Here is a 13242-nt window from a genome sequence, read left to right as displayed (position 1 = left end):
GTGTCGCCAAAAACCGACAACCCGCGCAAACCCTTGTATTTAAAGCTCATCCGGGATTGTTGCCTTTTCGGCAATATTGATTCGTTGCATTCGCATTATTGTTGTTTCGTTGACGATGAACGTTTGAGTGTGCCTACTTCCGGCATTTATTTGTAATAATTATGTAATGAAGTCGTCTAGCGAAGCGACGGCGGCGCGAGCACGCCCAAGCGGCGCCATGCATTTTGGCCGAAAAGGGGAGTAGACAGACGGGTGCGATTGTGATCCACACGCACCAACAAGGTGCGGCGCTGATTGTGCAACCGCCGGGCTATTTGGAACCGTCGTCGTCCGCGCGCGTGTGCCGCGCCATGCGGGCCGCCGCGAGGCCGGCGGCCGCGGCCAGCGCGACCGACTTCCACGGATGCTCGCGCACGTAGCGATTCGCCGCAACGGCTTTGCGGCTCGCGCCAAGCAGCGTAACGGCCGCCAGATGCGTCGCGCCCGCTTCGGCGGAAAGCACCGAGCGTCCGACGCCGAGCGCCTTCGCGCCTACCGATGCTTTTGCGTGTGTCTCGAACCGCGGCGGTTCAACTCCGGCGGACACAGCGCCAATCCTCGAAGCCCGCGCGTCGCCCGAATCGGACGAACCGGCGTGCAACGCCGCGCCGCCCGGGACCGTCGACGCCGCCAGCACCGACGCCAGCTTCGCGCGGCTGCCCGGCGGCGCGTCGGACTGCATGCCCCAACCGCCGCGCGGATCGTTCAGCCGGCCGCGCGCCGCCGAAAATTCCGCGCCGAGCAGCAGCACCGCCGCGGAAAAGTACAGCCACATCAACAGCACCGCGAGCGATCCGGCCGCGCCGAACGAACTCGCCATGCCGGCGTGCGCGAGGTACAGCGCGAACAGCTTCTTGCCCGCCGAAAACAGCACCGCCGCGACCACGCCGCCGACCAGCGCATCGCGCCAACGCACGCTCGCGTCGGGCAGAAACTTTAGCAGCCCGGCGAATGCGAACGCCAGCACCAGCAAGCCGACGCCGAGTTGCAGCAGATTGCCGATCACCACATAAGGCGAGTCGCCCCACAGCCACTTGCCGACATACGTAATCACCGTATCGAGCACGAGCGAGACGATCAGCAGAAACGCGACGCCCAGCACGAGCCCGAACGAGATCAGCCGCACGCGCACCAGCGCAAGCACGCTCGACGTGCGCGGACCGGTGTACGGCCATACGACGTTGAGCGCGCTGTTCAGCGAAGAGAAAGTGGCCGACGCGCCGATGGCCAGCATCGTGAACGAGATGATCGCGGCCACGCCGCCCGCGCTGCCGCTGTGATGCGCGTTTTCGACGATGGTCTGCACGCCTGCCGCAGCCTGGTCGCCGAGCAATCCGTGGATGTGGTCGAACAGTTCGCCGCGCGCGGCCTCGGCGCCGAAGAACCAGCCGGCCACGGCGATCACCATGACGAGCGTCGGCGCCAAAGAAAACGCGGCGTAGAACGCGATGCTCGCTGCCAGCGCAGTGCAGCGGTCTTCGGAAAACTGCTTGAGTGCTCCGATCGCCCAGTTCGCCTGCGTGCGAGCCATGTGCTGGAGGTTGCCGGCGGAAAGCGTGTCGATGTCCATGGTCGAAGTCTCACTGGTTCGGGCGGTGCGCACGCGCGAGCCGCTCGGGCCGGCCGGACGCAGCCTCCGTATGGCCGTCGTTCGCAAGCGTTGTGCCTGTGACTATAGCAAGCGCACTGGCCGCACGCCGCATTGCACACCCCGCCGCGCGCCGCATTGCATGCCGTACCGCGCGCATGCCGCTAGAATGCGATGGCCTTCCTCTCTACTTCTCTCGACCGCCATGCATTCGCACGAAGCCGTAAAGCAGTTGGACGTGATTCCCGCCGATGAACTCGCCACGCGTTTGCCGCCGCAAGTGCTCGCGCAGTTGCCGCAACAGGGCGTCACGGTTTTCTCCGTCACCGACGACGCGTCGGACACCGCCGCCTTCAGCGGGCGCTATGGCTTCGGTCTCGAGGACTGCGCGAATACGATCGTCGTGCGCTACAAGAAGGACGGCGGCGAGCACTATGCGGCGCTCGTTTCGCTCGGGTCGCTGCGGCTCGACATCAACGGCGCGGTGAAGGCGGCGCTCGGCGCGCAGCGGCTGTCGTTCGCGAAGCGTGAGCTTGCGGTCGAACTGAGCGGCATGGAGTTCGGCGGCATTACGGCTTTCGGCTTGCCGCAGGACTGGCGCATTCTCGTCGATGCCGCCGTCATGGAGCGCGCGCAGATCGTCATGGGCGCGGGCATTCGCGCGGCCAAACTGCTGCTCGCGCCGGACGTGTTGCGTCAATGGCCGCGCTGCGAAGTGGCGCAGATGACGCTCATGGCGGAGTAACTATCGCCGGTCAAGTGACTGAGTGACTGAGTGACTCACTGAGTAATGCAGAAGCGCCACGCGGTCCGCACAGTGGCCGCGTGGCTTGTCGACGATCAGATGATGAGGCGCGACACCTTCGTACCTTCCAGCGATACGCCCGCCATCAAGCCGCCGTTGGTCAGCACGAATGCTTCGACCGGGCTTGTCGCCGTCGACGTATCGATCGCGCCGTTCGCGCCGACCTTGAGCACCGCGACGGTTGCGTCGGCGCCCGCTGCCCAGCCCTGGCTATTGAGGAATTTGTCGAGTGCTTCCTGCGTCATGAACAGGAAGATAAGCGCTTTCGACTGCGCGCCGATCTGCAAGCCAAACGATCCCGCCACCGTGCTGTAGTAGCCGGTCGTGCGACCGCCTACGCGCAGCCCGCCTTCGCCGTATTGGCCGCCGACCCAGAAGCCCGCCGAGATCACCGACGGAAACACCAGCACGCCGCGCGCTTTCGCCACGAGTTCGCGCGAACCGCCGACGTTCGCGTAGAGACGCGAAAGCGTGGAGTCGATACCCGCGTTGATCGTGTCGCGCTTGTTGGCGTTCGCGGACGCCGACGTGCCCGACGACCCTGACGTGGTGGTGCAACCGGCAAGGCCGAGGCCCGCGGTAGCGAAAGCCGCGCCGGCCGTCGTGATGAATTGTCGTCTGCGCATGATAGTTGTCCTTTTACGTTATCGAGGCGGTTTTTGTTTATGGATCAAAGGTGATGCTGTGACGTTGGCCAATAGGGCCAGCATCAATGATAAAGCAGCATTTGCCGTGCCTGATCCATGCCGCCCGCGCAAAGGGACATTCATGCGTCGGGTGCGAGGAATCCGCGCTGAGACTCGCGCGGGTTCCTCAGCGGGTTCCTCCGCGGGTTCCTTTATTCGCTGCCACGCATTACATGGCGGGACGAATGTTCTGGTTATGACGGAAGAGGTTGTGCGGATCGTAGCGGCTCTTAACCGCGACGAGCCGTTCGAAGTTCGGGCCGTATGCATCGGCGACGCGGCCCGCTTCTTCCTGCGTCATGAAGTTCACGTAGACGCTGCCGAGCGAGAACGGCGCTGCCTGCTCGAAGAATGCGCGAGCCCACGCGATGCAACGTTCGTCGTCGGCGGGATCTTCCCAGCGGCCATGCACGTTCATCGCGTATTGCGTGTCGCGGCTCGAGTAGGCGGTCGCATTCACCGGCACGCGTTGCGTTTGCGCGCCGATCTGCCCGAAGAAAATCTCGCACTGTGGAGAAGGCAGATTCTCGATCGACTGAAGCAGTGCATCGATCAGACCATCGTCGATATTGGCGAGATTGTGCGACTTCCAGTAGTTGCGCGATCCGGGCGCGAGCAGCGGATCGAATGCCTGTTGCCACATTGCATACGGCATTTCGCCGAGATGTTCGCCGACGGGCGTGCCGAACGTCTTCACTTGCGCGACCGCCGAAGGACCGTTCGCGATCGGCCCGGTGTAGCACATCGGGAAGATGATCACCGGCTTGCCGTGTACTTCGGCGGGCAGGAACGGCAGCGGCGGCGCGAGCCGTAGCACTGCCCACACGCTCAGGTCGTCGGGCATCTGCGCGGCTGCCGCGCGATATTTGACGAGCGCGTCTCTCGCCTCGGCGAACGGCAGCACGACGAGCCCGCCGTACACCATCGGTCCGACGGAATGCAGCGCGAATTCGAACGACGTGACCACGCCGAAGTTGCCGCCGCCGCCACGAATCGCCCAGAACAGATCTTCATTCGATTCGGCGCTGGCGCGAAGCAGTTCGCCTTCGGCGGTGACCACGTCGGCTGAAATCAGATTGTCGATCGTCATGCCGTATTTGCGGCTGAGCCAGCCGAAGCCGCCGCCGAGCGTCAAGCCCGCGACGCCCGTGGTCGAATTGATGCCGAGCGGTGTTGCAAGTCCGAAGGCTTGCGCTTCGTGATCGAAGTCCGCGAGCGTTGCGCCCGGTCCCACATACGCGCGTCTTGCGATCGGATCGATTCGCACGGACTTCATCTGCGAGAAGTCCATCACGAGACCGTCTTCGCATAGCGCACTGCCGGCAATGTTATGACCGCCGCCGCGAAGCGCGAGCGGCAGATCATTCGCGCGCGCGAACGCGATGCCGCGACGCACGTCGGCGACGCCGGCGCAGCGCAGAATCATCGCCGGGCGGCAGTCGATCATTGCATTCCAGATGCTGCGGGCTTCGTTGAAACCGGGATCGTCGGGCAGTACTAGCTGCCCACGTATGGCGGTTTTCAGTTCTTCGATGGCGCTGCTCGACACTTGAGCCATGGCTTGTCTCCTGGTGTTGTAAGGGCGCTTTTTCAAGCGCTGTCGGCGTGACCCAAGCAGACCGAAATAATGTTGACAGCCTGGTTCAGCGTCCAGTAAACGGCGAGCTTCGCGCTACTCAAACGCACGTAAACCCGCGTGCGCTTCGCTGTTTGCTGCGAAGCACGCGCAGCGTGCCTTTGCGAGCGTGTATCGCCGACAACGGAATGCCGGCGCCGCGAATGGTGCATGTGCTTGCGGAAAAGATCGCGTGTGAAAGTGTTGGCGAACTCTGCTAATAGCGGAGTTCTGGCGTGACAGGTATGACGAAACTCGCGTGAGTCGCGCGTTGCGTGAAAGGCTCAGCGCGGCACTTCAATGACCTTGTCGTGAGCCACGACGAAAACCCTTTCTCCACTCACGCGGCCGTCGTCGCGCGCACCGCCGGTAAAGCTGCCGAATGCGGGCAGCACGCCGCCTTGCACGCCGAAACGAAAACACGGCACGCGAACCGAGTCGTTGCGCGTCGCGATTCGATAGACAGGATGCAGATGGCCGGCGAGCGCGTACGCGCCGTCGACGGTCTGCGGGTGATGACACAGCGCCCACGGTCCAACGCGCCACGGCTCCAGCACAAGTTCCACATTGAGCGTACCAGGCAACGCGCCCGCATGCCGATCGTGATTGCCTTCTACGAGCAAGATTCGCAAACTCGGATGCCGCGCGCGCCAGACATGCAATGCATCGAGAATCTCTTCGGCGTGCGCCTCGCGTGCATGCAGCAGATCGCCGAGAAAGACGAGCGTGGACGGTTCGAATTCGGCGATCAGTATGTCCAGACGCATCAGGTTGTCGGCAGTGGAACCGATGGGCACCGGCACGCCGCGCGCACGAAATACGGCGTCCTTGCCGAAATGCGCATCGGCGACGAAAAGACAGCGCAGCGCGGGATCGAAGGCCGCGCGCAAGCTCGACAGCACGAGCGGATGGCCGGCAATTTCAACGGGCAACGACGCAGGCTTCATACGCGGGCCGCCTTCTCGAGTTCCGCGAGCATGCGCTGTACGCGATCCGCGAGCTTCTCTGTGCTTACTTTCTCGCGCAGGCGTCCGACGATAAGCGGAAACGCAAAGGGAGTCGGTTTTTTCGGATGCGTGAGAACGAGGCGGCTCGCATTCATTCGTTCGAGCGCGCTACGAATGCGTTTAGCGTCGAGTTCCTGCAATAGCACTTCGGTATCAGCCTGATCGAGTAACAGATTGCCGCTGTCATGATTGCGGAAGATCTCATAGAAAAGGCCGCTGGAGGCCTGCAATTGCCGGGCGCTTTTCTGCTGCCCTGGATGTCCCTGAAACACGAGCCCCGACACGCGCGCAATTTCGCGGAAACGTCGTCGAGACAACTCCGACGAATTGAGGCTCGCCAGAATGTCGTGATCGAGTTGTTCCGCCGAGAGCAATCCACTCTCCAATGCCGCGGCCCAGTCGAATGGTTGCGCGGACAACAGCTCGAAACCGTAGTCGTTCATTGAAATAGAAAAAGTACCGGGCTTCTCTCGCGCGATTCTCCAGGCGAGCAATGCGCCAAGACCGATATGCGCGGTGCGCCCGGCAAATGGATAACAGAAGAAGTGATGCCCTTCGCGCGACTTGAGTACTTCGGCCACCAGCAAACCGGGCTGCGGCAGAGCCGACCATTTCTGCTGCAATTCGAGCAGCGGCCGAACGGCGCGCATCTCGGGTTCGTCATAGATGCCGCCGGCGGCACGCGCGAGCATCGTCAACGTGGCCTCGGCGAGTTCCGAGGAGAGCGGCATGCGGCTGCCTGCCCATTGCGGCATCGCGCCGCGTGCGGACGTCGCGCGTTTGACCCATGCAGTCATGTCCTGCACGCGAATCAATTCGAGCGCACGTCCGCCGAAGGTAAAAATATCGCCGGGTTTCAGCCGCGAAATAAACGATTCTTCGATTGCGCCTATGCGGCCGCCCGCCAAATACGCGACATTCAGCGTGCCGTTCGCGACGATCGTGCCGACGTTGTTGCGATGGCGCCGCACGAGATCTTCGCGCGGCACGCGGTACAGGCCGTCGTTTTCGCGCACCACGCGGTGGTAGTCCGGATACGCGCGCAACGCGGTGCCGCCGCCTTCGACGAAACCTAATGCCCAATCGAATTCATCTTGCGTTAGTTGCCGGTACGCGTACGTCGTGCGAACTTCGTGGTAGAGATCGCGCGCATCGAAGCCCCCGCCAATTGCCACTGTCACCAGGTGCTGGACGAGTACATCAAACGGTTTGTCCGGCGTTTCGCGGCTTTCTATTTGCCGCTTCGTGACTGCCTCGCGCGCGGCGGCCGCTTCGACGAGTTCCAGCGCGTGCGTGGGCACGATGGTCACGCGCGACGGCCGTCCCGGCGCATGACCCGAGCGGCCCGCGCGCTGCATCAAACGCGCGACGCCTTTCGGCGAGCCGATCTGAAACACGCGCTCCACAGGCAGAAAGTCGACGCCGAGATCCAGGCTCGATGTGCATACAACGACCTTTAGCAAGCCGTTCTTCAAGCCGCGCTCGACCCATTCGCGCACTTCCTGATCGAGCGAACCATGATGCAACGCAATTGCGCCGGCCCATTGCGGACGCGCTTCGAGCAGCGCCTGATACCAGACTTCGCATTGCGAGCGCGTGTTGGTAAATACGAGCGATGTCTGCGCCTCGCCGATTGCATCGGCCACGGCCTCGACCTGGCGCATGCCCATATGACCTCCCCACGGAAATCGCTCGATGGTCTCGGGAATAACCGTGTCCACGATCAATGCCTTCGGCAGCTTGCCGTGCACGCTGACACGCGGGGTTCTGACCGGGGAGAGCAATACATCGGCGGCGAAGGGAAGGTTGCCGAGCGTCGCCGACAAGCCCCATATCTGCAAATCGGGCCGCCAATGCGCGAGCCGCGCCAGCGCCAGTTGTGTCTGCGTGCCACGCTTGTTGCCGAGCAGTTCATGCCATTCGTCGACGACCACGAGTTTTACGTGCGAGAGTACTTCGCGCGAATCGGATCTCGTGAGGATCAGCGACAGGCTCTCGGGCGTCGTAATCAGCGCTGACGGCATGCGCCGGTTTTGCCGCGCGCGTTCCGCGGAGGACGTGTCGCCGGTTCGCAAGCCCACCGTCCACGGCACGGCCAGTTCGATCGCCGAGCTTTGCAATGCGCGCGCCGTATCGGCGGCAAGGGCGCGCATCGGCGTGATCCAGAGGACGGTGAGCGGCTCGGGCTGCATGCTTGTGGCGCGCCGACGCGTCGCCGCTGAATGGGAAGGTACGGCTCGCGCGAACGCGGCAAGCGCGCCGAACCAGATGGCCCACGTCTTGCCCGCGCCCGTGGTTGCATGCAGCAAGCCGCTCGCGCCTCGCTCCATCTCGCGCCACACCTCGCGCTGAAAATCGAACGGCTGCCAACGCCGCGCTTCGAACCACGCATGCAGCTTCCCGGCGAAAGGGCGCCGCGCCGCCTCTTCGTCGATGGAAAACGGCAGCGGCTCGAATGCCGGCTCGCGAGCGTCGAGCCGCGCCTGTTGCTCGCGGCTGCGCGGAATGCGTCGCGGCCGTGGCGCGCGGGGTCGCTCCGGCACGGCCGAAGGCGGCGCACTGTCCTGCTTGTCGGGATCGACCGGCTCGTTCATTGAAAGTTGAAAGCGCTCGTTGGCATCGGGTCGCGCACGACGATACTTCGCCGTGCCTCATCTACGTGGACCGCGCGCGCAAAGCGCTGGTTCAAGAGAATTGCGCTGACACGCCGCCGCAGTCCATGTTTAAATGCCTCGCTTCAGACGCGCGGGCTCCCGTCATTGGCCATCGGCAAGCGGGTCCGCGCTGAACCTGCGCTCGATTCAATAACGGAGTTGACGGTGAATAACAAGTTCGCAGCGTTGCCCCGATCACCCCTGCAAATTGCGGCCGCGCAAGCGCAACCGGTTTGCGGAGACGTGACGGCAAACATCATGAAGACGGTCGAATTGACCGGTCTTGCCGCCGATCGCGGTGCCCAACTGGTGGTTTTTCCCGAGAAGTTCCTGAGCGGCTATGAACCCGGCCTGATCGCCGGCGACCCAGCGCAATATGCATTCGAACTCGCCGATGCACGTCTCGATCCGATCCGCGAGATTTGCCGCCGACGCGGCATTGCGGCAATTGTCGGCGCGGCCACGCGCGGCGCGGACGGCCTGCATATTTCGTCGCTCGTATTCGATTGCCGCGGCGAGGACGCAAAGCCGTATCACAAGCAGTATCTATATAGAAGCGAAGCGGAAATCTACCGGCCGGGCACGCAAGGCTGCATGCTCGAACTCGACGGATGGCGGCTCGCACTTGGCGTGTGCTACGACTCGGGCTTTCCCGAGCACGCGCGCATGGCGGCGGTAAACGGTGCGCACGCCTACCTAGTGAGCGGGCTCTTTAGCGTGAAGTCCGGCTATCACCAGTCGCGCATCTGGTTCCCCGCACGCGCGTTCGACAATACGATGTATGTGTTGCTGTCGAATCATGTCGGCATGACCGGCGGCTGGGACACATCGCGGTGCGAGCGCAGTCTGGAGTCCCTATGGCGATGTGATTGAAGAAGCCAGCCGCGAACGGGAAGAAGTCATCGTCGCGCGGCTCGATCCGGCCGTGCTTGCCGACGTTCGCGAACGGGAAACGGCGCTGGCGGATTTCGTCGCGCATGGCGATATGGCGGCCGATAACGTTGCGGTGCTGCGGCTGGATTAGCAGCGCGCTCTATTCCGTGCGCTAGAATGAACCGTACTACCCATCTGGAGATTCGTTTTGAAATCTATCGTTGCTCTGCTTGCCGCTACTGTACTTTCGTCGACGGCGATGGCTGCCGCTTCTACTGAGAAGCTGCCTTCGGGCGTGGTTGTCGAACACCTCGTGCAAGGCACCGGCGCGCAGCCGGCCGCCACCGATGTCGTGAAGGTCAACTATCGCGGCACGCTTGCGAACGGCACTGAATTCGACGCGTCCGCGAAACACGGCGGTCCGGCAACGTTCCCGCTGAACCGCGTGATTCCGTGCTGGACGCAGGGCGTGCAAACCATGAAAGTGGGCGGCAAGGCAAAACTGACGTGCCCGGCCGCCACCGCCTACGGCAGCCGCGCCGTGGGCACGATTCCGCCGAACAGCGACTTGACGTTCGAAGTCGAGCTGGTCGACATCGTCAAATAAGGCGCGACGTGCGCTGAAACGCAACCCCGCGACGGATAACGTAGCGGGGTTTTTTTTATGGGCTGCAGTGGCCCGCCGTGGCCCGCAGTCGGATAGAGGATGGAATAAAACACGACAACACCGCGTAGGGCAATAAAGAACGACGTCTTTTCAACTCGCCGCCTACTCGCTCGTTTACCAGTGCTGTTGTAGTCATTCATCGTGCATGAGGAGAATCTGCCATGAATATCGACTTTCATTACGGCGTGGTCTATATCGTCGCGCGAGTTGGCGGAATGACGCCGAGCCAGGCGCTGACCGTCGCCCATGCGTGCCAGTATGTCGACGATGCAACCACGCCGGGCATCCTGCGTTTTCAGGGCGGCGAGACGTTCGAACGCTTCGCCACCGCGCACAAGACCTTCGACTATGCGAATACAGAGAACGACCAGAACCGGCTCGTGTGGGCGCCGTTTCATTTTCTGCCGGCAGGAGAGGGCGCGACGCTCGACGAAAAAGCCGTGTGCCGCGCGGACAGCGCGGTCGCGCGCGAGGTGGTGCGGCGCGCCATCCGGCAGCGCAGCACGGAGATGGGCTTGCATCGTCTCGGCGTGACGCTGCATACGTATGTGGATACGTGGGCGCATCAGGGGTTCGCGGGCATCGAAAGTCCGGGCAACCGGGTTCATTCTCTCGAGGCGCAAGATTGCACGCGCACGGGCTGGCTCGAGAATCTCACGCTCGCCATGCAGCACCTGGTGCAGCACGTCGAAGCCGATGTGCTGACGCTTGCGCTACCTGTGGGCCACGGCGCCGCGTTGCATTATCCCGATCAGCCGTGGGCGAAGTGGCATTACATCGACGGCAGGAATATGTTCATACAGCGACACAACTTGCCGGAGTTTGTCGAAGCCGCCGACATGGCGTGCCGCGCGGTTCGCGCGTATGTGGCCGGGCGCGAAGACTTCGAAAACGAAGAGGGCATGCCGCAAAACGTGAAAGCGACGCTCACCGAATTGCTCGATACCAACCGGATCATGGACGACAACGAGCGGTTGCGGGCGATCTGCGAGTTCGTGAAGGAGGGCGGCATTCCCGGCCTGAAAGAGGCCATTCCGGACTACGTGCCGAAGGGAGTCGGCTCATGGAAGTACAAAGCCACCGGTCTTCGCGCGGAAGACGACTCCGGCGAAAAGCCCGTATGGAGCGAGGCATTCGAAAAGAGCGACTACCGGCTCTTTCATGACGCGGTAAAACAGCACCGTTTCGTGACGACTCAGGAAGTGCTGCCGGCTCACGGCTTGCGAATCGCATGATGCGTTCATGCGCGAATGAGTAGAGACCGCCACGCGGGCGGCCTCTTTATGTCTTTATGGCCCGGTTTCAGATGAAAGTACTGACCGCCACAACGCTCAAAGCGATGGCGCCGCCTCAATAACCCCAGCGTTGCCGCTCGCGCCATTCATGCTCGCGCCAGTGCTCGCGGCGCCATTCGCGTTCCCGCCATTCGCGGCGTTCGCGCCACGCGTCGCGGCCGTCATAAGCGCGATAACCGCCATAGGCTACCGCGACCGGGGCAGGGCCGTACGCAACCGGAGGCGCCACATAAACGGGCTGCGGCGCATAGACGCCGACCGGAATGCCGACGCCGACGGCGAGATTCACATGGGCAGAAGCAACCGACGATGCGGCGAGAACTGCCAGACCGAGTGCTGCGCCAACGATCTTCTTGTTCATTTCCCTTCTCCTTGCACTTGAAGTGCGCTGCCAAAGCTTTGTCTCGATGGACGGTTGAAGTGTAGAAGCGTGCCCACGACACAGGTGAAACAGCGCTGCGAGATTGGTAACGCACGGTTACGGCCACTGCGGCGTTAAAAAATGAACTCGAAGCCTTTGAATCTCCGAATGCTTGCCTATAGTAGAAGCGGCTCTTGCCGCAATGCACAGTGCCGCCTTTTCTCGATACAGGTGACGGGGAACCGACATGACGCCATCGAATGCCGCGATCTATCAGGCCCAGACTTGCACGCCCGAGTCGCTGCGAATTCTGGCGGCCTATCTTGAACTGGCGCTCGACGAGGGCGAAAGCGTCGTTCTCATGAGAATTGGCGCGCACGTGCGCAGTGTTTATATAGGCGATCCGTCCGCTTCTCTGGAAGATTTGCGCGATGAGGGCGTGGTACAGGCCGAGCAGGCTGACGAGATTCTCGCGCTGACCCGCATAGGACTTAACCGGATCACCGCCGATGGCCAGCAGTATCGCTTTTTGCGCAGCGTCAGATACATTGCGGACCGTCAGGTTGTCGTTTTTACCCCGACCTGAGCTATCCGGCAACAATTGGAAAGAAAGAGAGTGTCGGAATAAACAAAGAAGCAACGCGTAATAAAGAGTCCATAAAAAGTGGCACAGGCAAAGAACGAATGCATGCTAAAGGCGTCTATCGATTGCATCGAAGAGAACTTTTTGTATTCCGCACGCGTAGAGCAAGTCAGAATTCGGTTTTTTATGGCCATCCGGCTATGCCGTTCCCACGTTATTCATGGCATAGTTCGTTCGATTACCACATAAGGAGCAATTCAATGCCCACGTTAGAGCAAATCCAGGCAAAGCTTAAGAAGCTCCAGGCGCAAGCTGACGCCCTTATTGCAAGGAAAGCGCAAGTCGCAATCGACCAGATTCGCGAATTGATGCTTAAGCACGGCCTGACTACCGCCGACATCGAAGCGCAAGCAAAAGCGCGGCGCGCGGCCAAGGGCCTTAACGGCCATGCCGGCAACGCAAAAGCCGCGGCGGCCGGACAGAAGATTCCGAAGTATCGCGATCACAAAACCGGTGCGACCTGGACCGGACACGGCCGCGCGCCCGGTTGGATTGCAACCGTGAAAGACCGCAGCGTGTTTCTGATCGACGGCGCAAGCGAATCGAAGTGGGGCAGCGTTGCCGCTAACAACGCGAAAGCCAAAGGTCAGCCGAAAGGCGCGCAACCGCCGAAGTATCGCAATCCGTCAACCGGCGCGACCTGGAGCGGACGCGGCCCGGCGCCTGCATGGCTTGCATCGGTGAAGGATCGCAGCAGGTTTCTGATCGACGGCGGCGCAGCGTCGGTGGCGGGCAAGGCCGGCAAAGTGAAATCCGCGGCTGTGAAAAAGGTTGTGGCGAAAAAGGCGCGGGCGGGTAGTCAATCTGTTGCCACTAAAAAAGCTGCGGTAAAACCCGCTGCAAAGAAAACCGCCGCGCGAAAAGTCACCGCAAAAAAGGCAGCAAGCAAAGCCGCGAGCAAACTTCCGGGCCGCAAGAAAGCCGCAAGTTCGCAACCCGCAGTGACCGCTGCGGCACCGGTCGCGTCGACCGCGGCGAGCGCATAAGCGCACTGCACTGGCACAGCGAA

General features: G+C 62.1%; 13 protein-coding genes. 7 read left to right on the top strand and 6 right to left on the bottom strand.

Features of this window, described 5'->3' with window-relative positions; all coding sequences use genetic code 11:
* Positions 1-310: 310 nt before the first annotated feature.
* The gene (locus tag ABIE53_RS20250) at positions 311-1609 is read right to left on the bottom strand and encodes a YihY/virulence factor BrkB family protein (protein WP_192699749.1); all 1299 of its coding nucleotides are present in this window, start codon (positions 1607-1609) and stop codon (positions 311-313) included.
* 223 nt (positions 1610-1832) lie between these two features.
* Between ABIE53_RS20250 and ABIE53_RS20245 the strand changes: the two genes are divergently transcribed.
* The gene (locus ABIE53_RS20245) at positions 1833-2372 is read left to right on the top strand and encodes a YbaK/EbsC family protein (RefSeq protein ID WP_192699750.1); all 540 of its coding nucleotides are present in this window, start codon (positions 1833-1835) and stop codon (positions 2370-2372) included.
* A 95-nt stretch (positions 2373-2467) separates the two neighbouring features.
* Here the strand turns inward: ABIE53_RS20245 and ABIE53_RS20240 are convergent, their stop codons facing one another.
* From ABIE53_RS20240 to ABIE53_RS20225, 4 genes are all read right to left on the bottom strand, one after another.
* Positions 2468-3058 (bottom strand): BPSL1445 family SYLF domain-containing lipoprotein, encoded by a 591-nt coding sequence (locus ABIE53_RS20240; RefSeq protein ID WP_006049483.1) that lies wholly within the window; start codon positions 3056-3058, stop codon positions 2468-2470.
* Between the two features lie 229 nt (positions 3059-3287).
* Positions 3288-4676: an FAD-binding oxidoreductase gene (locus tag ABIE53_RS20235; RefSeq protein WP_029966670.1), complete on the bottom strand. Its 1389-nt coding sequence runs from the start codon at positions 4674-4676 to the stop codon at positions 3288-3290.
* A 341-nt stretch (positions 4677-5017) separates the two neighbouring features.
* Positions 5018-5680 carry a ligase-associated DNA damage response endonuclease PdeM gene (gene pdeM, locus ABIE53_RS20230; RefSeq protein ID WP_029966668.1) on the bottom strand — a complete coding sequence of 221 codons (663 nt, stop codon included), beginning with the start codon at positions 5678-5680 and terminating at the stop codon, positions 5018-5020.
* Positions 5677-8334 carry a ligase-associated DNA damage response DEXH box helicase gene (locus ABIE53_RS20225; protein WP_192699751.1) on the bottom strand — a complete coding sequence of 886 codons (2658 nt, stop codon included), beginning with the start codon at positions 8332-8334 and terminating at the stop codon, positions 5677-5679. Before ABIE53_RS20225 ends, pdeM begins: the two co-directional genes overlap by 4 nt.
* Before the next feature lie 318 nt (positions 8335-8652).
* Here ABIE53_RS20225 and ABIE53_RS20220 point away from each other — a divergent pair, with 318 nt between their 5' ends.
* The 4 genes from ABIE53_RS20220 to ABIE53_RS20205 all read left to right on the top strand — a co-directional run bounded on the left by ABIE53_RS20220 (position 8653) and on the right by ABIE53_RS20205 (position 11169).
* Positions 8653-9267, top strand: coding sequence for a carbon-nitrogen hydrolase family protein (locus ABIE53_RS20220; protein ID WP_376915940.1), 615 nt, complete (start codon positions 8653-8655; stop codon positions 9265-9267).
* Positions 9260-9418: a hypothetical protein gene (locus ABIE53_RS20215; protein WP_376915938.1), complete on the top strand. Its 159-nt coding sequence runs from the start codon at positions 9260-9262 to the stop codon at positions 9416-9418. The genes ABIE53_RS20220 and ABIE53_RS20215 overlap by 8 nt, the downstream gene beginning before the upstream one ends.
* A gap of 57 nt (positions 9419-9475) precedes the next feature.
* Positions 9476-9874, top strand: coding sequence for an FKBP-type peptidyl-prolyl cis-trans isomerase (locus ABIE53_RS20210; RefSeq protein WP_029966664.1), 399 nt, complete (start codon positions 9476-9478; stop codon positions 9872-9874).
* A gap of 221 nt (positions 9875-10095) precedes the next feature.
* A complete protein-coding gene (locus ABIE53_RS20205; protein ID WP_029966662.1) occupies positions 10096-11169 on the top strand; it encodes a DUF6765 family protein in 1074 nt (357 codons plus the stop codon).
* 115 nt (positions 11170-11284) lie between these two features.
* Here ABIE53_RS20205 and ABIE53_RS20200 read toward each other — a convergent pair whose 3' ends face one another.
* Positions 11285-11590, bottom strand: coding sequence for a hypothetical protein (locus tag ABIE53_RS20200; protein ID WP_053860044.1), 306 nt, complete (start codon positions 11588-11590; stop codon positions 11285-11287).
* Between the two features lie 247 nt (positions 11591-11837).
* On the opposite strand from ABIE53_RS20200, the gene ABIE53_RS20195 reads away from it, so the two are divergent.
* Both ABIE53_RS20195 and ABIE53_RS20190 read left to right on the top strand, forming a co-directional pair.
* Positions 11838-12176, top strand: coding sequence for a hypothetical protein (locus tag ABIE53_RS20195; RefSeq protein ID WP_029966658.1), 339 nt, complete (start codon positions 11838-11840; stop codon positions 12174-12176).
* A gap of 257 nt (positions 12177-12433) precedes the next feature.
* On the top strand, positions 12434-13219 hold the full coding sequence (locus ABIE53_RS20190; RefSeq protein ID WP_192699908.1) for an H-NS family nucleoid-associated regulatory protein: 786 nt from the start codon (positions 12434-12436) through the stop codon (positions 13217-13219).
* The last annotated feature ends 23 nt before the right edge of the window (positions 13220-13242 follow it).

Source organism: Paraburkholderia sp. OAS925, assembly GCF_040543975.1.
In the GTDB taxonomy this organism is placed as follows: Bacteria; Pseudomonadota; Gammaproteobacteria; order Burkholderiales; family Burkholderiaceae; genus Paraburkholderia; species Paraburkholderia graminis.
This window is presented reverse-complemented; position numbering and strand designations above follow the sequence as displayed.

Excerpts from the sequence above, each read along its gene's own strand:
- ABIE53_RS20250 (WP_192699749.1), bottom strand. The coding sequence starts at position 1,609 with ATGGACATCGACACGCTTTCCGCCGGCAACCTCCAGCACATGGCTCGC.
- ABIE53_RS20245 (WP_192699750.1), top strand. The coding sequence starts at position 1,833 with ATGCATTCGCACGAAGCCGTAAAGCAGTTGGACGTGATTCCCGCCGAT.
- ABIE53_RS20240 (WP_006049483.1), bottom strand. The coding sequence starts at position 3,058 with ATGCGCAGACGACAATTCATCACGACGGCCGGCGCGGCTTTCGCTACC.
- ABIE53_RS20235 (WP_029966670.1), bottom strand. The coding sequence starts at position 4,676 with ATGGCTCAAGTGTCGAGCAGCGCCATCGAAGAACTGAAAACCGCCATA.
- pdeM (WP_029966668.1), bottom strand. The coding sequence starts at position 5,680 with ATGAAGCCTGCGTCGTTGCCCGTTGAAATTGCCGGCCATCCGCTCGTG.
- ABIE53_RS20225 (WP_192699751.1), bottom strand. The coding sequence starts at position 8,334 with ATGAACGAGCCGGTCGATCCCGACAAGCAGGACAGTGCGCCGCCTTCG.
- ABIE53_RS20220 (WP_376915940.1), top strand. The coding sequence starts at position 8,653 with ATGAAGACGGTCGAATTGACCGGTCTTGCCGCCGATCGCGGTGCCCAA.
- ABIE53_RS20205 (WP_029966662.1), top strand. The coding sequence starts at position 10,096 with ATGAATATCGACTTTCATTACGGCGTGGTCTATATCGTCGCGCGAGTT.
- ABIE53_RS20200 (WP_053860044.1), bottom strand. The coding sequence starts at position 11,590 with ATGAACAAGAAGATCGTTGGCGCAGCACTCGGTCTGGCAGTTCTCGCC.
- ABIE53_RS20195 (WP_029966658.1), top strand. The coding sequence starts at position 11,838 with ATGACGCCATCGAATGCCGCGATCTATCAGGCCCAGACTTGCACGCCC.
- ABIE53_RS20190 (WP_192699908.1), top strand. The coding sequence starts at position 12,434 with ATGCCCACGTTAGAGCAAATCCAGGCAAAGCTTAAGAAGCTCCAGGCG.